General features: G+C 68.2%; 22 protein-coding genes. 15 read left to right on the top strand and 7 right to left on the bottom strand.

Translation table 11 applies throughout. The features are described from left to right. Positions 1–16: 16 nt before the first annotated feature. The 7 genes from JYA52_RS05230 (at position 17) to JYA52_RS05260 (ending at position 6,874) form a co-directional block, all read left to right on the top strand. Complete coding sequence (locus JYA52_RS05230; RefSeq protein ID WP_205652145.1) at positions 17–565, top strand: D-glycero-alpha-D-manno-heptose-1,7-bisphosphate 7-phosphatase; 549 nt, start codon at positions 17–19, stop codon at positions 563–565. Continuing rightward, a complete protein-coding gene (locus tag JYA52_RS05235) occupies positions 562–1,638 on the top strand; it encodes a glycosyltransferase family 9 protein (RefSeq protein WP_205652146.1) in 1,077 nt (358 codons plus the stop codon). Before JYA52_RS05230 ends, JYA52_RS05235 begins: the two co-directional genes overlap by 4 nt. Further along, complete coding sequence (locus JYA52_RS05240) at positions 1,635–2,735, top strand: glycosyltransferase family 4 protein (RefSeq protein WP_205652147.1); 1,101 nt, start codon at positions 1,635–1,637, stop codon at positions 2,733–2,735. The genes JYA52_RS05235 and JYA52_RS05240 overlap by 4 nt, the downstream gene beginning before the upstream one ends. Next, complete coding sequence (locus JYA52_RS05245) at positions 2,732–3,979, top strand: glycosyltransferase (protein WP_205652148.1); 1,248 nt, start codon at positions 2,732–2,734, stop codon at positions 3,977–3,979. Before JYA52_RS05240 ends, JYA52_RS05245 begins: the two co-directional genes overlap by 4 nt. Beyond that, positions 3,976–4,701 (top strand): D-sedoheptulose-7-phosphate isomerase, encoded by a 726-nt coding sequence (locus JYA52_RS05250; RefSeq protein ID WP_205652149.1) that lies wholly within the window; start codon positions 3,976–3,978, stop codon positions 4,699–4,701. Before JYA52_RS05245 ends, JYA52_RS05250 begins: the two co-directional genes overlap by 4 nt. Further along, positions 4,698–6,107, top strand: a complete 1,410-nt coding sequence (locus tag JYA52_RS05255) for a PfkB family carbohydrate kinase (protein WP_205652150.1) — start codon at positions 4,698–4,700, stop codon at positions 6,105–6,107. The genes JYA52_RS05250 and JYA52_RS05255 overlap by 4 nt, the downstream gene beginning before the upstream one ends. A gap of 65 nt (positions 6,108–6,172) precedes the next feature. Continuing rightward, positions 6,173–6,874, top strand: a complete 702-nt coding sequence (locus tag JYA52_RS05260; protein ID WP_205652151.1) for an SDR family oxidoreductase — start codon at positions 6,173–6,175, stop codon at positions 6,872–6,874. On the opposite strand, the gene JYA52_RS05265 is transcribed toward JYA52_RS05260, so the two are convergent. Beyond that, positions 6,840–8,057: a glycosyltransferase family 9 protein gene (locus tag JYA52_RS05265; RefSeq protein ID WP_205652152.1), complete on the bottom strand. Its 1,218-nt coding sequence runs from the start codon at positions 8,055–8,057 to the stop codon at positions 6,840–6,842. The two genes, JYA52_RS05260 and JYA52_RS05265, sit on opposite strands and share 35 nt — an antisense overlap. Positions 8,058–8,279: 222 nt before the next feature. Between JYA52_RS05265 and JYA52_RS05270 the strand changes: the two genes are divergently transcribed. From JYA52_RS05270 to JYA52_RS05280, 3 genes are all read left to right on the top strand, one after another. Further along, positions 8,280–9,707: an aldehyde dehydrogenase family protein gene (locus JYA52_RS05270; protein WP_205652153.1), complete on the top strand. Its 1,428-nt coding sequence runs from the start codon at positions 8,280–8,282 to the stop codon at positions 9,705–9,707. Further along, the gene (rfaE2, locus tag JYA52_RS05275; RefSeq protein ID WP_205652154.1) at positions 9,704–11,326 is read left to right on the top strand and encodes a D-glycero-beta-D-manno-heptose 1-phosphate adenylyltransferase; all 1,623 of its coding nucleotides are present in this window, start codon (positions 9,704–9,706) and stop codon (positions 11,324–11,326) included. The genes JYA52_RS05270 and rfaE2 overlap by 4 nt, the downstream gene beginning before the upstream one ends. A gap of 111 nt (positions 11,327–11,437) precedes the next feature. After that, complete coding sequence (locus JYA52_RS05280) at positions 11,438–12,361, top strand: spermidine synthase (RefSeq protein WP_205652155.1); 924 nt, start codon at positions 11,438–11,440, stop codon at positions 12,359–12,361. A 28-nt stretch (positions 12,362–12,389) separates the two neighbouring features. Here JYA52_RS05280 and JYA52_RS05285 read toward each other — a convergent pair whose 3' ends face one another. Continuing rightward, positions 12,390–13,307, bottom strand: a complete 918-nt coding sequence (locus JYA52_RS05285; RefSeq protein ID WP_205652156.1) for a LysR family transcriptional regulator — start codon at positions 13,305–13,307, stop codon at positions 12,390–12,392. Between the two features lie 129 nt (positions 13,308–13,436). Here JYA52_RS05285 and JYA52_RS05290 point away from each other — a divergent pair, with 129 nt between their 5' ends. Beyond that, the gene (locus tag JYA52_RS05290) at positions 13,437–14,189 is read left to right on the top strand and encodes a 3-hydroxybutyrate dehydrogenase (protein ID WP_205652157.1); all 753 of its coding nucleotides are present in this window, start codon (positions 13,437–13,439) and stop codon (positions 14,187–14,189) included. A gap of 24 nt (positions 14,190–14,213) precedes the next feature. Beyond that, positions 14,214–14,846 carry a flavin reductase family protein gene (locus tag JYA52_RS05295; protein ID WP_205652158.1) on the top strand — a complete coding sequence of 211 codons (633 nt, stop codon included), beginning with the start codon at positions 14,214–14,216 and terminating at the stop codon, positions 14,844–14,846. A gap of 45 nt (positions 14,847–14,891) precedes the next feature. Here JYA52_RS05295 and JYA52_RS05300 read toward each other — a convergent pair whose 3' ends face one another. The 3 genes from JYA52_RS05300 to JYA52_RS05310 all read right to left on the bottom strand — a co-directional run bounded on the left by JYA52_RS05300 (position 14,892) and on the right by JYA52_RS05310 (position 17,734). Next, positions 14,892–15,974 (bottom strand): ABC transporter substrate-binding protein, encoded by a 1,083-nt coding sequence (locus JYA52_RS05300; protein ID WP_205652159.1) that lies wholly within the window; start codon positions 15,972–15,974, stop codon positions 14,892–14,894. Positions 15,975–16,049: 75 nt separating this feature from the next. Beyond that, positions 16,050–16,898, bottom strand: coding sequence for an ABC transporter permease (locus tag JYA52_RS05305; RefSeq protein WP_205652160.1), 849 nt, complete (start codon positions 16,896–16,898; stop codon positions 16,050–16,052). Then, positions 16,895–17,734, bottom strand: coding sequence for an ABC transporter ATP-binding protein (locus JYA52_RS05310; RefSeq protein ID WP_205652161.1), 840 nt, complete (start codon positions 17,732–17,734; stop codon positions 16,895–16,897). Before JYA52_RS05310 ends, JYA52_RS05305 begins: the two co-directional genes overlap by 4 nt. A gap of 212 nt (positions 17,735–17,946) precedes the next feature. Between JYA52_RS05310 and JYA52_RS05315 the strand changes: the two genes are divergently transcribed. The 3 genes from JYA52_RS05315 (at position 17,947) to JYA52_RS05325 (ending at position 21,035) form a co-directional block, all read left to right on the top strand. After that, positions 17,947–18,744, top strand: a complete 798-nt coding sequence (locus JYA52_RS05315; RefSeq protein WP_205652162.1) for an IclR family transcriptional regulator — start codon at positions 17,947–17,949, stop codon at positions 18,742–18,744. 117 nt (positions 18,745–18,861) lie between these two features. Continuing rightward, positions 18,862–20,118, top strand: a complete 1,257-nt coding sequence (locus tag JYA52_RS05320; protein WP_205652163.1) for a CaiB/BaiF CoA transferase family protein — start codon at positions 18,862–18,864, stop codon at positions 20,116–20,118. Then, positions 20,118–21,035, top strand: coding sequence for a hydroxymethylglutaryl-CoA lyase (locus tag JYA52_RS05325; RefSeq protein WP_205652164.1), 918 nt, complete (start codon positions 20,118–20,120; stop codon positions 21,033–21,035). Before JYA52_RS05320 ends, JYA52_RS05325 begins: the two co-directional genes overlap by 1 nt. A gap of 33 nt (positions 21,036–21,068) precedes the next feature. On the opposite strand, the gene JYA52_RS05330 is transcribed toward JYA52_RS05325, so the two are convergent. Beyond that, on the bottom strand, positions 21,069–21,263 hold the full coding sequence (locus JYA52_RS05330) for a helix-turn-helix domain-containing protein (RefSeq protein ID WP_205652165.1): 195 nt from the start codon (positions 21,261–21,263) through the stop codon (positions 21,069–21,071). Positions 21,264–21,304: 41 nt separating this feature from the next. After that, positions 21,305–21,550 carry a hypothetical protein gene (locus JYA52_RS05335; RefSeq protein ID WP_205652166.1) on the bottom strand — a complete coding sequence of 82 codons (246 nt, stop codon included), beginning with the start codon at positions 21,548–21,550 and terminating at the stop codon, positions 21,305–21,307. Positions 21,551–21,621: the final 71 nt, after the last annotated feature.

Genomic DNA, 21,621 nt, shown 5'->3' on the forward strand with positions numbered 1-21,621 from the left:
GGGAACGGAAGGGGGTATGGCAGGCAACGAATTTCCGCACGCTTCCCTGCTCAGGGCTGTGCTGTTCGACCGGGACGGCACCCTGGTGGTGGATGTGCCCTACAACGGGGATCCGGGCATGGTCCGGCCGTTTCCGGGCGCGCGCAGGGCCCTGGACGGTCTGCGCAGCCTGGGCCTGGCGACGGGGGTCCTGAGCAACCAGTCGGGGATCGCCCGGGGGATCCTGACCGCGGAGGAAGTCGCGGGCGTCAATGCCCGGGTGGAGGAACTGCTGGGGCCCTTTGACGTATGGGAGGTCTGCCCGCACTCCGCTGAGGACCGCTGCGGCTGCCGCAAGCCGGCCCCGGGCATGATCCACAGCGCGTGTTCCCGCCTCGGCATTGATCCGTCAGAAGCGGCGTTCATCGGGGACATCGGCAGTGACATCGAGGCAGCCCGGGCGGCCGGAGCCAGGGGAGTGCTGGTGCCAACGCCCCTGACCAGGAATGAGGAGGTTGCCGCGGCGGGTGAGGTCGCGGCAGATCTTGAGCAGGCCGTCGCCATGCTGCTGCGGGGGCCGGAATGAGCAGGGTGCTGGTGGCGCGGCTGGACAGCGTGGGTGATGTGCTGTTGGCCGGTCCCGCCGCCCGGGCGGTGGCCAACGGCAGGCGGGCCGACGGCGGCAGCCCCAATGACGTCGTCGTGCTCTGCGGACCACAGGGGGAGTCCGCGGCGCGGCTGTTGCCCGAGGTGTCGGACGTTTTCGCCTGGGACAGCCCGTGGATCACCAACCCCGCCCCTCCTGTGACCGGGCAGCGCGTGGACAGCCTCGTGGGTTTCGTCCGCAATTCCCGGATCACCGAGGCGGTCATCCTCACGTCTTACCACCAGTCCCCGCTCCCCCTCGCGCTGCTCCTGCGGCTGGCGGGCGTGGAACGCATCACCGGCGCGTCGACGGACTATGCCGGCTCGCTCCTGGACGTCAGGTTGCGGCCGGGCGAGGATTTCCCCGAAGACCAGCCGGAAGCAGTCCGGGCGCTGGGAATCGCTTGTGCGGCCGGTTTCCGGCTCAGGGAAGGCGACGACGGAAAGCTGATGGTCAAGGACCCGCCGGATGTCCGGAACCTGGTAGGGGAGGAGCCGTACGTGGTGGTGCACCCGGGCGCGTCCGTCCCGGCCCGGGCATGGCCTCCGCTGCACCATGCGGCCGCCGTGGAACTGCTCGAGGGCGCGGGCCATCGCGTGGTGGTGACAGGCGGACCCGGGGAAACGGAACTCACTGCAACCGTGGCCGGGCCCTCAGGCATTGACCTTGGCGGACTGACGGACCTGCAGAGCCTCGCCGGGGTGCTGGCACGCGCGGAGGCGGTGGTCACCGGCAACACTGGGCCGGCCCACCTGGCGGCCGCGGTCGGGACACCGGTGGTCAGCCTGTTTTCCCCGGTAGTGCCGGCGGTCCGGTGGGCACCGTACGGCGTTCCGCTGGAACTGCTGGGCGACCAGAACGCGCCGTGCCGGCTCAGCCGCGCCAGGATTTGCCCGGTTCCGGGGCACCCGTGCCTGGGCTCGGTATCGCCGGAGCAGGTGGTGGACGCCGTTGCGCGGCTGATAAGCGGGGTTTCCTCCCTCAACACGCGGAGAAAGGTGCGTAGGCGATGAGAATTCTCCTCTGGCATGTGCATGGGTCATGGACGGACGCCTTCGTCCGCGGCCGTGACGAGTACCTCCTGCCGGTGTTGCCCGACGGCGGCCCGTGGGGACTGGGCCGCGCCGGCCGGGACTGGCCGGCGTCGGTCCGCGAGGTGTCCCCCGGGACGCTCGACGCGGCCGGTGTTGACGCCGTCGTCCTGCAGCGTCCGGAGGAAGCCGCCGAGGTGGCCAGGCTGCTGGGGCGGCGCCCCGGCGTCGACCTGCCCGCCGTGTATGTGGAACACAACACCCCCAAGGGCGATGTCCCCTTCACCCGGCATCCGCTTGCGGACCAGCAGGAGATTCCGGTGGTGCATGTGACCCATTTCAACGAACTCTTCTGGGACTGCGGCAGGGCGCCGACCACCGTCATCGAACATGGGATTGCGGACCCCGGCTACCTCTATACCGGGGAGATGCCGGAGCTGGGTGTTGTGGTGAACGAGCCCGTCCGCCGGGGACGCGTGACGGGAACGGATCTGCTGTCCCGCTTCGCAACGGCCGCCCCGCTTCAGGTTTTCGGCATGGGCGGCGATGGTCTGCACGCCGGCACCGGGATCCCGCCGTCCAGGCTGACAATCCGCGGTGACCTCAAGACAGCGGACCTCCACCGCGAACTGGCCCGCTGCCGTGTGTACCTCCACCCGCTGCGGTGGACATCGCTGGGGCTCGCGCTGCTGGAAGCCATGCACCTGGGCATGCCCGTCCTCGCGCTGGCCACCACCGAAGCAGCGCGGGCAGTCCCTGCCGAAGCCGGTGCGATCTCAACCAACGTCCGGGAGCTGCTCCGGTGTGCCGAACAGCTCCTTGGCGACCCCGAAGAGGCCCGGCGCCGCGGCAAGGCCGCCAGGGAAGCGGCCCTCGAGCGGTACGGCCTCGACCGCTTCCTCGCTGACTGGGACACCGTACTGGCTGACCTCCACCCGCGGCGAGGGCAGCCGAAGGGGAGCACCGCCTTGCAGGGGAACGGCGCCCCGCCGGGGAATGAAACCCCGGACAGGAAAGGCACTTTTACGGGGTCCGGAACCGGGCCCCTCACCCCGGCGCGAGAAGGGACCATCCATTGAAGATCTCAATGATTTCGGAACACGCCAGCCCTTTGGCAGCTCTTGGAGGTGTGGACGCCGGCGGCCAAAACGTGCACGTCGCCGCACTGTCCACAGCCTTGGCCCGGCGCGGCCACCGGGTGACGGTGTACACGAGGCGCGATTCGCCGGACCTGCCCGCAAAGGTGCGGGTGCAGCCCAGGCTTGAGGTGGTGCATGTCGACGCCGGTCCGGCCACCCATGTGCCCAAGGATGAGCTGCTGCCCTTCATGGAGGCGCTCGCCGACGGTGTTATCCAGGACTGGGGACGCACGCCACCGGACATCGTCCACGGCCACTTCTGGATGTCCGGTATCGCCGCGCTGAACGCAGCACGCAGCGAACCCGCCGGATTCAGGGTTCCCATGGTGCAGACGTTCCACGCCCTCGGGACGGTCAAACGCCGGCACCAGGGCGCCGACGATACCAGCCCGCCCGAACGCCGGTTCCTCGAACCGTCCGTGGGGCGCTCCGCGGACCGCATCATTGCCACCTGCTCCGACGAGGTTTTCGAACTGAAAGCAATGGGGATTGATACAGGCAAGGTGTCCATCGCACCGTGCGGTGTGGACCTGGACCTGTTCACCAGCGAGGGCCCGGCCGACGCCCGGTCCGGCCCGCACCGCATCCTGTCCGTCGGCAGGCTGGTCCCGCGGAAAGGCGTGGACCTGGTAATCCGTTCCCTCCCGTACCTGAAGACGGCGGGCTTTGCCGACGTCGAGCTCCTCATTGTGGGCGGCGGAGCAGGGGGCCAGGATCCCGAGGCGCAACGGCTGCTCGACCTTGCGCAGGATCTGGGAGTGGCGGACCAGGTGGAGCTCCGCGGCCAGGTGCCCCGGGACGCGATGCCGGCCATTTTCCGGAGCGCGGACGCCGTGGCCTGCACACCCTGGTACGAGCCGTTTGGCATCGTTCCGCTGGAGGCCATGGCCTGCGGCATCCCGGTGGTCGCGGCGGCGGTGGGCGGACTGACGGACAGCGTGGTGGACCACGGAACAGGCCTGCATGTGCCGCCCAAGGATCCCGCCGCCATTGCCGAGGCCCTGGCAACGCTGCTGGCCAGCCCCGCACTCCGCGCGAAGCTTGGACGGGCCGGTGAACGGCGGGCGAAAGCCCGCTTCTCCTGGAACCGGATCGCGGCGGAAACGGAAAAGGCGTACCAGCTGGCCGTTGCGGGAACCGCCGACGCCACGAGCCTGGAACCGATGGAAGGAGCGGCGCTGTGACCACCGAATGGTCTTTGCAGGAAGCTGAGCTTCCGCCCCTGCACCCGCTGGAAGCCGGCCGGGCCGCGTTTGGGCGCCGGGCGGACCGTCCCGGTCCGGACATCCCCGTCGCCGCGGCGTCCCGCGAGGCTGTGCGCATCCACCTGGAAAATGTCCTTCCCGCCCTGCGGTCGCTGGAGAGCCAGGCAGACCGGCTGGCGGCCTGGGGCGCCGAGCTGGCCCGGCGGTTGCTTGGCGGACAGCGGCTGCTGGCAGCCGGGAACGGCGGCTCGGCGGCCGAGGCCCAGCACCTGACCGCCGAACTGGTGGGCAGGTTCGACGGCGAGCGGGTGCCTTTCTCCGCGATCTCGCTGCACGCAGAGAGTTCGGCGGTGACGGCCATCGCCAACGACTATGGCTACGCGGAGCTGTTCGCCCGCCAGGTACGCGCGCACGGGCGCTCCGGGGATATCCTGCTGCTGCTTTCCACGAGCGGAAAGAGCCCCAATCTGCTGCGCGCCGCCGAAGCCGCCGCCCGGCTCAACGTGACCACCTGGGCGCTCACCGGACCCGGTCCGAATCCGCTGGCCTCCTGTTGCGACGACGCCGTGGCCATCGACGCCGTACCAGCCAACGCGCAGGAGGGGCACCTCATTGCGCTGCACGCCATCTGCCGGTCCTTCGAGGCCGAGGTCGCCCGCAAGGGCAGGGCCGCGCAAGGGCAGGAAGCTGATCGCGGATGAGGATCACGGTGCTGGGTGACGTGCTGCTGGACGTGGACCTGGCCGGCGAAGCCACACGGCTGTGCCCGGACGCTCCGGTCCCGGTGGTGGACATCGCTGACGTCCGACGGCGGGCGGGCGGCGCCGGACTGGTGGCCCGGATGCTTGCCCGGGACGGGCACCGGGTCACCCTGGTGACCGTGCTTTCGGACGACGACGCGTCCCAGGAACTGGAGGGGGCGCTCGCCGGCGTGCGGGTTGTGGCCGGGCCCTCGGGAGTGCGCACCCCGGTGAAGACGCGTGTCCGCGCCGGCCGCCACGCCGTGGTCCGTTTTGACGAGGACTGCGGCCGGCCGGAGGTTCCCGAAGCGACGGCCAGCATGCTGAAAGTCATTGAGCAGTCAGAGGTTATCGTCGTTGCCGACTATGGCCGCGGCCTGGCGGCCAATCCGGACATCCGGTCCCTCCTCGCAGCCCTGGCGGACGACGTTCCGATCGTCTGGGACCCGCACCCCTCCGGCGCTGTTCCGGTGCCCGGCGTTGCGGTGGCCACACCGAACCTCGCCGAGGCCGCCAAGGCCGCCGGCATGGCGGCGGAGACTCCGGCGGAAATCGCGGCGGCGGGCACCATGCTGCTCGACCGGTGGCAGGCCAAGGCCGTGCTGGTGACCCTGGGGGAGCGGGGCGGGCTGCTGTTGGAAGGGCGGGACCGCCTGCCGCGGACCATCCCGGCACCTCCAGCGGCCGTCAGCGATCCGTGCGGTGCCGGGGACAGGCTCGCTGCCGGCCTGGCGGTGCACCTGGCCGAGGGCCGCGGCCTTCAAGACGCAGTGGAACTCGCCATCCACGAGGCGGCGGACTTCCTGGGCGCCGGCGGAGTGGCCTCCCTGCCGGACCGGCCCCGCCTTTTGGGGGACAACACCGTAGGGGACAACACCGTCTGGCGCCACAGCGTCTGGGGCCAGGGCCGGGAGGAGGATGCCCCGGCCCTGGCCCGGAGGGTCCGGGCGAACGGCGGAACCGTGGTGGCCACCGGGGGGTGCTTCGATCTGCTCCATGCCGGCCACGCGCGGACACTGGCGGCGGCCCGGGACCTCGGTGACTGCCTGATCGTGTGCCTGAACTCGGACGAGTCCGTGCACCGGATCAAGGGCGAACAGCGCCCCATCGTCAGCCAGCAGGACCGGGCCGAGCTTCTCCTGGCCCTCGAGTGTGTGGACGCCGTGATGGTCTTCGAGGAGGACACCCCGGAGGCCTGCCTGGACCTGCTGCGCCCGGACATCTGGGTCAAGGGCGGCGACTACCGGGCATCCATGCTGCCGGAAGCGAGCCTCGTCGAAAGCTGGGGCGGGCGGTGCGTGACCGTGCCTTTCCACCCGGCCCGGTCCACGTCAGTCCTGGCGGATGCGCTGGCGAAGGTCAGCTGAAACGCCTGCGAAGACCGGCCGTGCCGCCAGACAAACCTGAAACAGACCCGAATGAAAGGAACACCATGAATGAATCGACTTTCCGGCCCGGCCGGGTGCTGGTCACCGGCGGAGCCTCCGGTCTGGGGGCCGCCGTCGTGGACGCCGTCCTGAAGGCGGGCGGAACCCCTGTGGTGCTGGACCGGGACATCCGGAATGTCGCCGCCGCGAAGGCCTTCGAGGTGGACGTCTCGGATCGCGCGGCCGTGACCGAGGCAGTCCTCCAGGCCGCCGAAACGCTGGGTGGCCTGGACGCGGTGGTCACGGCAGCCGGAATTGACCGCTGCGGAAAGCTTGAAGATGTCGGAGCAGACGAATGGGAACGCGTCATCGGCGTCAACCTGATGGGAACCGTATCCGTGGTCCGCGCGGCGCTGCCCTACCTGAAGGCATCCCGCGGGCGGGTGGTGACCGTCGCCTCCACGCTGGGCAAGCGGGCGCTACCGGAGGCCACGGCCTATTGCGCGTCGAAGTTTGGCGTCGTGGGTTTCAGCCATTCCCTGGCCGCCGAAACGGGCGGTGAGATCGGCGTGACCACTATGATCCCGGGCGGCATGAAAACGCGGTTCTTCGACGACCGGGCCGAGCAGTACAAGCCGCAGGACGATTCCCGCCTCAACGACCCCGCCAACGTTGCACAGGCGATCCTGTTCGTGCTGTCACAGCCGGCCGGCTGCGAGATCCGCGAGATGCTCATCTGCCACGAAGAGGAAGGTTCATGGCCGTGAGCTGGAGAACGTCCTCGTAGACCGATTCGGGGGTGACCGCCTCCACCGTGGACTCATCGTGGCCGCACCGCGGCGCCGTCCAGCCCACCTGGGTGATGTCGATGCCGCAGACCGGGCAGTGGGTGGCCCACCCGAGGTGGATCCGGTGCAGGCCGCGCCCCAGCGGTGCGGCGTTGATCGCGTTGCCGGCCCAGAAAACGCCCACCGTGGGCGTGCCGAGCGCCTGGGCCAGGTGACGCGGACCGCTGTCGTTCGCGACCACGACGCTGCATTCGGCGAGCAGGACCGCGAGCTCCCCGAGTCCAAGTTCGCCCGCGAGCGACCCCACCTGCGGCGCTCCGTGCGGTGGGGTGTGCATGGCCACACGGCCGACGGCGTGCTCCACTACCGCTTCCGCCAGTTCCTTTTCGCTGCGGTCACCGATCACCAGGACCCGGAAGCCGTCGTCGGACGCTTTTCGGGCGACCGCCCCGAAGCGCTCCGCCGGCCAGCGGCGGCGCGGGTCCGTGGCGCCCGGATGGATCACCACGGTGCCGCCCGACCTGGCGGAGGGAAACGCTGAGGGAAACGCTGCGGGAAACAGCGCGTCCACCGTCGCGGTGAGTTCCTGCCGGAACTCCGGCAGGGCACGGATCCTGGCCTCCAGCCCCACCGGCGGTGCGCCGGCGAGGCCCGCCACCTCAAGTGCCCGCAGCGGCTCATGCTGGTAGTACAGGTAGGGCAGGGTCCGCTCCAGCCGGGCCGCATCCGGGGTGCCGGTGCCCACTGTGTGGCGAGCCGCCAGGCGGAGAAGGAACGGATTGGAAAAGCGCCCGCCGCCGTGCACCTGGACGGCAAGGTCGAACTTCCTGGCCTGCATGCGGTCGAAGAATTCCTTCAGCTCCCCTTCATCCTCCGCTCCCGGCCGGACACCTTCCGAGAACGGCACAACTACCGTTTCGTCCACCGGACCGTCGATCCGGGACAGCAGCTCCGCCTGGATGGGCGTGCCCAGCAGGGTGGCGGAGGCCTCCGGATAGGCGGCCTTCAGCGCTGCGACGGCCGGCAGCGCGTACATCAGGTCGCCCAGGCCGCCGCCGCGCAGCACCGCGATCCGCGAGACCCCGGCGAATTTCTCCAGGACCGGGCCCACTCCGTACCCGGTGATGCGTGCTCCGCCGAAATCTGTGTTGAGGTGCTCCATGGCGTCAGCCCTTCGTGTTCGGACGGGTCAGGACAGGGTGGTTCGCTTCCGTGGAGCCCACCATACGGCCCCGTACTCGCGCCTCGCCAGCACCCAAACTCGTGACGGCGCAGGCGTGTAAAGCACCGGCGGCGGGGTACGGATGAGGTCAGGAGACGGCACGAACCGGAGCCTCCTGGACCGGAGCCACATGGACCAGCAGCCTGCACAGCGAGGAGCCCCATGCACACGACAACCCAGGCTTTCCAGACAACCGCACCAGACCAGCTCACCATCAGGGACCCCCGCACCGGCGACGTCGTGGGCACGTTTGCTTCCGCCCGGCCCGAGGACGTGGCACGTGCCGTGGCGGCCGCCCGCGCCGCCCAGCCGGCCTGGTCCGCCACGCCGCCGGCGGAACGGGGCAGGCTCCTGCGTGCCGCCGCTGCCGCCCTGGGCGAACAGGCCGCGGAGCTGGCGGAGATCAACGCGCGGGAGACGGGCCGCCCTGTGGAGGAGGCCCGGGCCGGCGTGGGAGCGGGAGTTGCCACGCTGGAGCAGTATGCCGAGCTCGGGCCGGTGCACCGCGGCCACAGCCTTCGAGGGAACAGGCTCGCGGCCGACTACACGGCAGCGGAGCCCCGCGGCGTGGCCGTCCTGCTGACGCCGTGGAACGACCCCGTCGCCGTAGCCTGCGGACTGATCGGCGCCGCGCTGGTCACCGGTAACACCGTCGTCCACAAACCCAGCGAGCGCTGCCCCCGCGTCGGCGAACGGCTCGGCGAAGTGCTCGCGTCTGCCTTCCCGCCGGATGTCTTGCAGACCCTGACAGGAGGCGCCGACGTCGGCTCACTCCTCACGCAGCAGCCGCCCGTAGACGTCTTTGCGCACGTTGGGTCCAGCGACAGCGGCGCCCGCATTGCGCAGGCCGCGGTGCTCACCGGCGCCCACGTGATCCGGGAAAACGGCGGCAATGATCCGCTCGTGGTTGACGAGGATGTGGACCCTGAATGGGCCGCGGAACAGGCAGCCGTCGGCGCGTTCAGCAACAGTGGCCAGATCTGCACGTCGGTGGAGCGAATCTATGTCCACCGGGCCGTTGCGGAGCCGTTTTGCGATGCGCTCGCGGCACAGGCCCGGACGCGCAACCGGGTCGGGATCGCGCCGCTGGTGGACACGCGGCTGCGCGAGACGGTCCACCGGCATGTCTCCGAAGCCTTGCGGCTCGGCGCGCGGGCGCTGGAGGGCGGGACGGTTCCCGACGGTCCTGGAGCCTTCTATCCCGCCACAGTCCTGCTCGACTGCACGGACTCCATGGAGGTCATGGCCGAGGAGACCTTCGGCCCGGTGGCTCCGGTGCGCGTCGTGGACAGCTTTGGGGAAGGCCTGCAGCTGGCCGCCGCGGGCCGGTACGGGCTGGCCGCGACGGTCCTGACCGGGAGTATCGCCCACGCCCAGCAGGCCATAGCGGCCCTTCCCGTGGGCACGGTCAAGGTCAATGACGTGTTCGGCGGGGCCCCGGGCGGGTCCGCCCAGCCGCGCGGCGCAAGCGGTCAGGGCTTCGGCTACGGGCCGGAGCTCCTGGACGAATTCACCAGGGTCAAGGTGGTGCACATGGCGGCGGCCCCTCGTCCCGGCACCGGCTCCTCCGCGGAAGGCCTGGCAGAATGACGGCCGGCGGAGCAGGCCAAGAGAGAGCCAGCCGGGCGGGAGCCGGAGGAGGGAATCTGCGGGACGGGCACGTGCCGTACGGGCCGGCCGGGTACGGGCCGGAGCTCTCGGAGCAGCGCGGCCTGGCAGCGTGGCTTCCGCGGCGGCTTGCGGAGCAACACCCGGCTGTCCTCGTGGTGGGCGACCTGATTCTCGATGGCTGGTGGAGTGGCCCCAGCGACAGGATGTGCCGTGAGGCTCCGGCCCCCGTAGTGGACATCACCCGCCGCGAATTTTCCCCGGGCGGCGCCGCGAACACCGCCATGAACCTGGCCTCCCTGGGTGCCCGGGTGAGCGTCGCCGGGCTCATCGGAACGGACGACGCCGGCACGGAACTCAAGCGCCAGCTGCTGGCCGCCGGCGTCGACACCACCTTCCTGATGGAAGACCCGGACCTGGTGACCACGACGAAAATCCGCATCAGCAGCGGCGGGCAGGTCCTGCTCCGCTTCGACGATGCCGCCGCTGAAATCCCGGAAGACGCGCTGGCGGCGCTCGCCGCTGTGCTGCCGGCCGCCGTCGAACGCCAGGACGCCGTGGTGGTCTGTGACTACGGGACAGGGGTGCTGGCCGGGCCGGTCCGCGGACGGCTCACCGGTGCCCTGGCCCGGCGCGGACCGAACCAGCTGGTGGTGGTGGATGCCCATGACCCCCGCCCGTGGGCGGGTTTGGAACCGGACCTCGCTACGCCCAACGCGCAAGAGGCCGCGAGGCTGCTGGATTGCCGCCTGTCCGGCGGGCCGGAGCGCGCCGCCGTGGTGACCGGGCATGGGCAGCAGCTGCTGAAGGCCACGGGTGCCCGGGCGGTGGTGGTCACGCTGGACCGCGACGGCACTGTCCTGGTGATGGCCGACGGCACTTCCCACCGGACCTGGGCGCGGCCGGCCACGGAGAATCAGGCATCCGGTGCGGGAGACACGTTCGTGGCCGCACTGACCCTGGCCCGCGCCGCTTCCCTTCCCCTGACCGCCAGCCTCGACCTGGCGCAGGCGGCAGCGGACGTCGTGGTGCACCACCCGGGAACATCCGTGTGCGGCACGGATGAGCTGGGGCGCTACCTGGAAAGCTTCGCGGACACGGCCCTGACGGCGGACGAGCTGGAACGGCACATCCGTGCCCACCGCAGCGACGGCCAGCGGGTTGTCCTTACCAACGGCTGCTTCGACGTGCTGCACCGCGGCCACACTCGCTACCTGAACCAGGCCAAGCAGCTGGGCGACATCCTGGTGGTGGCACTCAACAGTGACGAGTCCGTGCGCAGGCTCAAAGGACCGGAGCGCCCCATCAACAGCGTGGCGGACCGTGCCGCCGTGATCGCCGCGCTGAGCTGCGTGGACTACGTGACCGTTTTCGACACCCCCACGCCCATACCGCTGATTGAGCAGCTGCGCCCGGAAATCTACGCCAAGGGCGGCGACTACACGCCCGAGATGCTGGCCGAAACGGAGGCCGTGGAGGCCTACGGCGGTCGGGTCCGCATCCTGGACTATGTGGCGGAGCGCTCCACCACCGCGATGGTGCAGCGCATCCGCAACGGGGAAGGCGCAGTGGTTGCTGAGACGGCGGTTTCTGAGCCGTAGCTTCCGCTTCGAACTTGTCGAGATCGCGGGCTGGTCGAAGCCCAGGTCTTCGGCAGCCTCAACCCCCGCCGTCAACTAGGGTTGAGGCATGACCGAAGCGGCGGAAAACTGATGGCACGGCGCGGCAAGGCCAGCGGCCGGACAGCCGACGCCGGCGCCCGTGGAGTCGTGGAGCTGCCCAAGGGTGCCCGCCCGGACGGACCCGTGGAGGGCGTCTACTACATCGACACCGGAGACTGCGAACTGATCGCGGACCAGGACAATTCCAGCGGCTGGCTGCTGCGCATCAACGGTGTGATGAGCTCGCACATCGACCTCGCCGATCCGCTGTTTCTTGACTTCGAGTACATGCGCTGGATGGCCGCCCTCATCGAGTCCCGCTGGCCTCCGGAATCCCGGCCCAGGCTGCGCGGCCTCCACCTTGGCGGCGGCGCCTGTTCGCTGGCCCGTTACTTCCACGCCGCCTATCCCGAGGCACGGCAGGTGGTGGTTGAACTGGACGGGAAACTCGCCGAATATGTCCGCGGCTGGTTTGACCTCCCCAAAGCGCCGCTGTTGCGCCTTCGCGTCGGGGAGGCCCGGGCCGTGACCGAAACGCTGACGCCGGAGACCCGCGACTTCATCATCAGGGACGTCTTCGCCGGTGCATTCACACCGCGGCCGCTGACCACGGCCGAATTCACCGAACACGTGAAGCGGGTGCTGGCTCCGGGCGGCCTGTATGTCGTGAATTCGGGGGACGGGCCGGACCTCAAGAGTGCTCGCGAGGATGCCGCCACCATCGCCGCCGCCTTTAAACACACCGTGATCATCGCTGATCCGGCCATGCTCAAGGGACGCCGCTACGGCAACATGGTGATGGCCGGCAGCGACCGGCCGTTCGACGACGATCCCCACCTGGCCCGCCGGCTCCTCGGGGGCGCCGTCCCCGCCCACATCTGGGACGACACACGAGTCCGCGCCTTCGCCACCGGGGCATCGGTCCGCCGCGATCCGCCGCCTCCCCCGCCCTTACCTCCATCGACTGCTCCGTAACTGCCCTTCCCATGCTTCAAAAGGGCAGTTACGGAGCAATCGATGGGGTTCTGCCGCGCCCCAGCAGCGACTCCCGGTTTGCCGTCACCTCTTCGCGCACTGCCTGGACCACGGCCGCGACGGCGGGCCGCCGCATGGAGTCCGGCCGGAGCACCATCCAGTAGGGGAGGCGCTCCGCGAACTGTTCCGGCAGGAGGCGCACGAGGTCATCGTGCCGGTCTCCCATGAAGCACGGCAGGAACCCGATGCCGGCGCCCGCCCGCGTGGCCTCCACATGGACGAACACGTTGGTGGAGCTCACGCCGTCCCGCATCGCCGGCACCAGGCGCCGCGGAGCGTCGAGGTCGTCCACCTGCAGCATGGAGTCCACGAAGTACACCAGCGGATGCGTTGTCAGGGACTCCACCGAGTCCGGGGTTCCGTTCTCCATCAGGTACGAGCGGGAGGCGTACATGCCCAGCACGTATTCGCCGAGACGGAAGGCCTCGGCCCGGTGCACCTGCGGCTCACCCACCACCACCTCGATGTCGAGCCCGGAGCGCTGCTGCAGCGCCCGCCTCGTGACAGTGACGATCTCCACGCTGAGGCCGGGGTGGTCCCGCCGCAGCTTGGCGACCGCCGGAGCGGCGATGTACGCGCTGAAGCCGTCCGTTGCGGTCATGCGCACGACGCCGGTCACCGGGTCGGGCGGGCGGCCGGAAGGCCCGAGGGCGCGCACCGCGGTTTCAACCTGTTCGGCAACCATGGCCGCCTGCGCGCCAAGTTCGGTCAGTTCCCAGCCGCCCGCCGCCCGGGAGAGGACGCGCCCTCCGAGCGCCTTTTCCAGGGCCGCGATCCTGCGGGACACTGTGGTGTGGTTCAGCCCCAACACCTGGGCCGCCGTCGTGAATTTCGCCGAACGGGACACCGCGAGCAGGACCAGCAGGTCATCGGGGTTGGCTTCCATATCTGCAATTTTGCACGAATTACGTGCCGGATTAGCTATTGAGCCGGGAAGTCTCTGCAGCAATACTCAGGTGAACCGGAAGTGCCGTGATGCGGCACGTGTCAGCGCGGACACTTAGAGGAGCAGAACATGAGCGGAAAGACCCTGAACGGCCGCAAGGCCGTGGTGACCGGCGGCGCCAGCGGGATAGGCGCGGCCTGTGCGCGGGAGCTCGCTGCCCGTGGCGCCAAAGTGGTGGTGGCCGACGTGGACGAGGCGGGAGCCGCAGCCCTCGCCGACGAGCTGGGCGGCACGGCCTGGGGCGTGGACCTCCTGGACGTGGATGCCCTGGCGGCGCTGAGCCTGGACTGCGACATCCTGGTTAACAACGCTGGCATCCAGCACATCGGCCCCATCGAGGACTTCGAGCCGGCTGCCTTCCGCCGGATCCTCACCCTGATGCTTGAGGCGCCCTTCCTGCTGGTGCGGGCATCCCTCCCGCACATGTATGCCAATGGCTTCGGCCGTATCATCAACGTGTCCTCCGTGCACGGGATCCGGGCCTCGCCGTTCAAGAGCGCCTACGTCTCCGCGAAGCACGGGCTGGAAGGACTGAGCAAAGTAACGGCGCTGGAGGGCGGGGAGCACGGCGTCACGTCCAACTGCATCAATCCCGGGTACGTCCGCACGCCGCTCGTGGAAAAGCAGATTGCCGACCAGGCCCGGGTGCACGGCATCCCCGAATCGGAGGTCCTCGCCAAGGTCATGCTGACGGAGTCCGCCATCAAACGGCTGGTGGAGCCGGAGGAAGTCGCCTCCCTTGTTGGGTGGCTGGCGTCGGACGACGCCGGGATGGTCACCGGCGCGAGCTACACCATGGACGGCGGCTGGTCCGCCCGGTAGAAAACACCCGGCTAAGCTGGCGGAATGCGCAAGGATTTCAGTCCCGCTGAGTTGCCGTCTGCGGAGTTCTACCGGCTGCTGACGGCCGTTGTTGTTCCCCGCCCCATCGCCTGGGTGTCCAGCACCTCCGCCGAGGGTGTGGACAATCTCGCGCCCCATTCCTTCTTCACCGTCGCCTCTGTGACGCCGCCGATCATCCAGTTCACTTCGGTGGGCAGGAAGGATTCGCTGCGGAACATCTCGGCACGCGGGGAGTTCGTGATCAATCTCGCGCCGGCTGAGTTCATGGCCGAGGTCAATGCTACGGGCACCAACTTTCCGCCCGACGTCAGCGAGTTCGACGCCGCCGGCGTGACCCGCGAACCGGGCCTGACGGTCAGCGTGCCGCGGGTGGCGGAGTCTCCGGTGGCCCTCGAATGCCGGTTGCATTCAACCCTGGAGATGGGCGACTGCGTCCTGGTGTTCGGCGAGGTCACCCATGCCGCCATCTCCACCGCGGTTCTGGAAGGGAGCCACCCGCGGATCGACCTCCTCGGACCACTCGCGCGGCTCGGGCGGGATGAGTGGGGGCACCTCGGAACGGTCCAGGAGCTGGGGAGGATCCGCAAGGCCGAGTGGCCCGGGGACTTCCGGCGGCGGGACGCGCCGGGCGGGTGAGGCGGGCCCGCCATCCGTTTGGATGACCCGGCCCGCCCCATGCCTCTACTTCAAGAATTCATTCGTGTAGGTTTCCTCCAGCTTGATCTCCTTGTTCCCGACTTCAGGGTTGGCCACCTGCTGGGTCTTCAGCACCGCCTGGGCGCCTTCCTCGGTGAAGGCACCATCCTTGCTCAGCGTGGCCTTCAGCTCCTCGATCACCTTGGCGTACAGAGCCTTGTCTCCGCCCGAGAATTTCTCCGGCATCGCCGCCGCGATCTCCTCACCGGAATGTCCGTCGATGTATTCAAGGGTGCGCTTGATGGCCTTGGCGAGCTTGCCGGCCGTCTCCTTGTTCTGGTCCAACCATTCGGTCTTGGCGTAAAGGCTCGAGGAAGGCCAGGAGTCGGTGTCGAACACTTCCCTGAGCCCCTCTGCAGTGCGGACATCCTCCAGAAGCACAGGTTCGTGTCCGATCCGCTTGGTCAGAACGGAGATGTCAGGTTCGAGCATTACTGCGGCATCCACCTGGCCCTGTTCCATGGCGGCAACAGCGGAGGAACCGGCTCCGATGGCGGAAACCGCGGCATCCGTCTGCTGCATGCCGTTCTTGGCCAGCAGGAACTTGACGAACATGTCCGTGGAGGACCCCGGAGACGTCACGCCGACGTTCTTGCCCTTGAGGTCTGCGATGGACTTGATCTTGCCCTCGTTCTTCGGCGCCACGAGCAAGGCAAGGCCCGAGGACTCGCCCATGTCAACGAAGGCCTTGACCTTCTGGTTCTTCGCCTGCATCTGGATCGTGTGCTCGTAGTAACCGCTGGTCACGTGCGTGCTGCCACCGATCATGGCCGTCAGAGCCTTGGATCCGCCCTGGAGGTCCTGGAGTTCGACGTTCACACCCTCGTCCTGGTAGTAGCCCAGCTCCTGCGCCAGGGTGGTCGGAAGGTAGGTCAGAAGGGTCTGGCCGCCGATGCCGATGACCACCTTGGAGCCTCCGCCGCCACCACCGGCGGCTCCGGTGCCGGTCTGGCCCGGAGGCGCAGCGGCCGGAGCGCCGCAGGCGGAGAGTGCAAGAGCAAGAGCGGCAACGAGGGCCAGCGGCCGGATGATGCCCCGGCGCCTTTGCCGGTTTGTGGTCTGTGTCATCGGGTATCCCTTTCAGGCGGTGATGGTGCGTGGTTCACGCCCTGCAGGGCCGGGCCGTGCAGGGGGTCTGGTCTGTTAGGAGGACCGGACTGGGCGCCACCGGAGCAGGTGCCGTTCCAGGCGGTTGACGAGGAGGTCGATGATCAGGACCACGATCATCAGGATGAACATCCCGGCAAAGACGCCCTTGGTGTCGAAGACGCCCTGGGCCTGGGCGATCGCGTAGCCGACGCCGGCGGACGCGCCGAGGTATTCGCCCACCACGGCGCCCGTGATGGCGAAGCCCACACTGATGTGCAGGCTCGAGAAGATCCACGTCAGCGCGCTGGGGATAAACACATGGCGGAGGAGCTGCTTTTCGGACGCCCCCAGCATCCGTGCATTGTCCACCAGAACGCGGTCAACGCTCTTGACGCCCTCGAGGGTGTTGAAGAAAACAATGAAGAACACCAGCGTGAAGCCGAAGGCGACCTTTGACCAGATTCCCAGCCCGAACCAGAGCAGGAAGATCGGGGCCAGCACCACGCGGGGAAGAGCGTTGAACATCTGCAGGAACGGGTCCAGGAGCCTCTCGAGGAAGCGTACCCTCGCAAGGACGAAACCCAGGAGAAGGCCGACGGCGGCACCCACCAGAAATGCCAGGATGGCCTCCTGCATGGTGACCCACAGGTGTGGGAACACGAACCCCGACGACACCCACACCCACACTGTCTGGAAGATGTCCGACGGAAGCGGGAAGAAGAATTCGTCCACGATCCCGGCCCGCGCAGAAAGCTCCCAGGCGCCCAGGACCGCAACGGTGAGGAGGAGTTGCGTGCTCCGCATCGCCAGCGCAGACATCTCCCCGCCGCGCGGGCGGCGGCGGGCAACGCTCCCGTCCTGTGCCGCCGAAGGCCCGTTTTTCCTTGATCCGAGGAGAGTCACGCGACTTCGCCTTCTTCCGCCAGTGCCGTTTCGTAGGTCTTTGAGACTTCGATCTTCAACCTGCCCCAGATTTCGCGGTGAAGAGTAACGAATTTGGGATCGTCGCGGATGTCGAGGAGATCACGCGGGCGGGGGATGTCGATTGTGTAGCTTCCCACCACGGTGCTTCCGGGGCCCGCCCCAAGGATGACGACTTCATCGGATAACGCGATCGCTTCGTCCAGGTCATGGGTGATGAAGACGACGGCTTTGCCGGATTCCTGCCAGAGCTGCAGAAGCTCGTTCTCCATGATCTGGCGCGTCTGCACGTCGAGGGCCGAAAAGGGCTCGTCCATGAGCAGGATGTCGGGATTGACGATCCAGGCCTGGGCGATGGCTGTGCGCTTGCGCATGCCGCCGCTGAGCTGGTGCGGGTAGCGGTCCGCGAAATTCTTGAGCCCTACCTTCTCGAGCCAGCGCCGCGATTCCGCATGGGCCTCTGCCTTCGACACGCCGGCCATGGTCAGGCCGAGACTCACGTTGTCGATCACCGTCTTCCACGGCAGGAGGGGGTCCTGCTGGAACATGTAGGAGGCCCGGCGGTTTACTCCGCTCACGGGTTGCCCAAAGCTCTTCACGCCGCCCGAGCTGGGATCCAGGAGCCCGGCCGCCATGTTGAGGATCGTGGATTTGCCGGAGCCGGTGGGGCCGACAATCGAGACGAACCGGCCGGGTTCGACCTTGAGGTTGATGTCGCGGACAGCGACGTAGGTTTCGCCCCCGGGCGTGGGGAATTGCTTGGTGCACCCGGTGAGCTCCACCGCGTACGTTGACGTGTCTGCTTGTGCAGCTGGCATCATTGCACTCTTCCCGGCCGGCGCTGGCCGATTGCTATCGCTGCGGATTCTCATGGTCGGAGGAACGTGTTGCGTCGCTTCCACGCCCGCTGCGTCGGCTCTGACGATTTGGACATTGTTTTCACATCGTGGGTTCACCATCATGATGTGGACTTGATGGTAGCAGTAACCCAGGTCACACTCAACGGGCCGCGGGCTCCTACACTTTGTCCATGAGTTCCAACGAAACCTCGGTCACGCCTTTGCTGGTGCTTCGAAAGATCACGTCCATCCTGGACGCCTTTTCGCTCGCCCAGCCTGAGCTTTCGCTGACCGAAATCCGGTCGGCTACCGGCGTACCCCATTCCACGGTTCAGCGCCTCGTTGCGAACATGGTTCAGGAGGGCATCCTGGACCGCCATGGGGACCGGTTCCGCGTCGGAGTCCGGATGGCCCACTGGGCGGCCCCTGCCACCCAGGGGCTCGACTTCCTCGAATTGCTCACTCCCGTGCTGCGGAGGCTGCGTGACGAACTCGGAGAGACGGCCTGCATCTTCCGGGAGTCCCAGGGGAAGCGGGTTTGCATTGCCCTTGCTGAGACCCGGCGGATGCTGAGGCGGGTGGTCCAGGTGGGCGAAATCATGCCGCTGCACGTGGGTTCGGCCGGCCGGGTCCTCCTGGCCTGGAACCCTGATGTGGCCGAACAGGTATACCGCTCGGGGCTCCACTCCCTGACGGACCAGACGATCACGGACGCCGCAAGCCTGGAGGCGGCCGTAGCCAAAACCAAGGCGGAGGGGTTCGCCATCACCACGGGTGAGCGCGTTTCGGGGGCGAGCGGGATCTCGGCTCCGATCTTCGGGCCCCAGGCTGAACTCTTCGGCGCCTTGACGGTCATGGGGCCCGCGATGAGGATGCCCTACGACGTGTGCGCCTCCTGGGTGGAAGCCGTCCTGGCCGCGGCCGAAGAGTCAACGAGGGTCATCGGAGGAACGATTCCGCAGGAGGGTCTATCCGCATCGTGGATTTAGGTCCACAATATGAAAGACTCTGGTGCCAGAGAAGAACGGCTCCATAGGCTCCCCGCTAACCTAATCCGCAGCATCTGCCCGGATTATGCCGACGCCGGCAGAACAGGAGTCCCAAAGATGGCGAAGGTTCCCGAGACCACCACGCGCACCGCCGCCCGGCCCGATACCCCGCACACCGCCGGTCCCTTGGCCGGCGTGCGCGTCCTTGAACTTGGTTCCCTGATCGCGGGTCCCTTTGCGGGCCGTCAGCTTGCCGACTTCGGTGCGGAAGTCATCAAGATTGAGTCGCCGGACCGGCCGGATCCCATGCGGGAATGGGGCCGGGCGAGGGTCCACGGGCACACGCTCTGGTGGTCCGTGCAGTCGCGCGGCAAGAAATGCGTGACGCTCGACCTCAAATCTCCGCGCGGGCGCGGGCTGTTCCTGGAGCTCTGCAAGGAGGCAGATGTCATCCTGGAGAACTTCCGGCCTGGAACCCTCGAGAAGCTGGCACTTGCACCCGAGGAACTCTGGAAGGTGAATCCGGGGCTCATTATTGCCAGGGTGTCCGGCTACGGCCAGACCGGGCCGGATGCGCAAAAGCCGGGCTACGCTTCAGTCGCCGAAGCGCGCGGAGGCCTGCGGTACCTCAACGGCTACCCGGACCAGGCACCTCCGCGCACAGGCATTTCGCTGGGGGACAGCCTCGCGTCGCTCTATGCGTTGCAGGGGATCCTGCTGGCCCTGTATTGGCGGGACGCCCGGGGAGGAACGGGCCAGGTGGTGGACGTGTCCCTCGTGGAAGCCTGCTTTTCGCTCCTGGAGAGCGCCGTGCCGGACTACGCGGCAACCGGGGTTGTCCCGGGACCCAGTGGCTCGGGACTCAAGGGGATCGCGCCGTCGAACATCTTCCGTTCCAGCGACGGCAAGTGGGTGGTCATCGCTGCGAACCAGGACTCGGTGTTCGTGCGGCTGGCTGCCGCCATGGGCAGGCCGGAGTTGGCGTCGGACGCGCGGTACAGAAACCATGCGGCCCGGGGGGCCCACCAGGAAGAGCTGGAATCACTGATTGCCGAATGGGCGGCGGGGTTTCGTCATGAGGAGCTGACCTCGCTCCTGGACGGATACTCAGTGCCCAACAGCCCGGTCAGCAGCATTGAAGACATCTTCGAGGACCCCCAACTGCGTGCCAGGGGGATGCTGGTGGAGGTGCCGGACGAGCAGCTGGGCACCGTGGTCCAGCCCGGAATCATTCCCAGGCTGACCCGCAGCACAGGGGAGATCGGCTGGAGCGGGCCCCTGGTGCCGGGCTCCCACAACCGGGATATATACGCGGGGCTGCTCAAGCTCTCTGACAAGGAACTGCAGGACGCCAAGGATGAAGGTGCCATCTGATGAATGACCCACAGGCTTCGAGGGCAGTTTCCATCGTGGACGTCAGTCCGCGGGACGGGCTCCAGAACGAAAAGGTTCCGGTCACCACTCAGGACAAGCTGCGGCTCATCAACGAACTCATCGCCTTGGGCGCCAGGCGCATTGAGGCGGTCAGCTTTGTGAATCCGAGGAAGGTCCCGCAGATGGCCGACGCGGATGCGGTCATGGAGGGCGTGCCCCGGGATGCCGGGGCCAGCTTCATCGGGTTGGTTTTGAACACCAGGGGCGCCGTCCGGGCCGTGGATGCCGGCGTGGACGAGATGAACTACGTGCTGCCGGTGACTGACGCCTTCGCCGCCGCGAACCAGAACACCACCGTGGCCGCGGCCCTCGATGCACTCGAGGAAGTGTCATCGATCGCCGCCGGAGCTTCGATTCCGCTCACGGTGACCGCTGCCGTCGCTTTCGGCTGCCCCTACCAGGGCGACGTCCCCAAGGAACAGACTCTCGCTGTGGTCCGCAGCGCACTTCAGCGCGGGGCGCTGGCGGAGGTTGCCCTCGCGGATACCATCGGCTGTGCCGTCCCCTGGCAGGTCGGCGACGTGTTCGGCGAGCTGCGCTCGGAAACGGGCGTGCAGTTGCGGGCGCACCTGCACGAAACCCGCCACACCGCCCTGGCCAATACCTACGCGGCCATGGCGGCCGGCGTCGGGGTTTTTGACAGCGCGGTCGGAGGCCTGGGCGGCTGCCCCTTTGCCCCGGGCGCCGCCGGCAACATTTCCACCGAGGACCTGGTGTGGATGCTGGGTCGCGCGGGGTTCGAGACCTCCATCGACCCGGTGGCCGCTACGGAACTCGGCCGCTGGATCTGTGCCAAGGTGGAGACTGCACCGCGCTCCGGGCTCGCGGGGGCCGGAGTTTTTCCGAAGGCCGCGTGAGCCCTGCCCGTCCGCCGGGATCTGGCCCCGCTGCTACTCGGCCGGGGTTTCGGCCTGCCTGATGTAGTCCTCCACGGCTGATTCGGGAATGCGGTATGACTTTCCGAAGCGGACGGAGGCCAGGGCGTGGGACTTGACCAGCCGGTAGACGGTCATCTTGGAAACCCGCAGCGCTGCCGCGACTTCGGCGATGGTCAGGTAGGCGGTAGGCAAATTGGCAATGGACATGGAAACGCGCTCCTTCGTCGGGACGGCATGCTGGCCACCGGCTACTCCGGCCGCCTCAGCTGCCGGTGGTCATAGAAATAGACGCGGCCGCCCGACCTCAGGCCCACCGACGTTCCGTTGCGGATCTCCACGATGCCTTCCCTCCTGCCATTGAAGGGATCATCGCCCACCACGGCGTCGCCGATCTTGTAGGGGATGGCCGCCGTGCGTGCGCGGCTCAGTGTCTTAGTCAGGAACCCGGACAGCCGTCCGGTTCGGATGGGGGCATCGGCGGTGAACTGGATCATCGTGACCACTCCTTCGCAGTGTGACCTGGCGTCGATTCACTGGCGGTGCGGGATCCGGTTGCGATTGTCGG

This window comes from Arthrobacter pascens (genome assembly GCF_017052465.1).
GTDB lineage: Bacteria > Actinomycetota > Actinomycetes > Actinomycetales > Micrococcaceae > Arthrobacter > Arthrobacter pascens.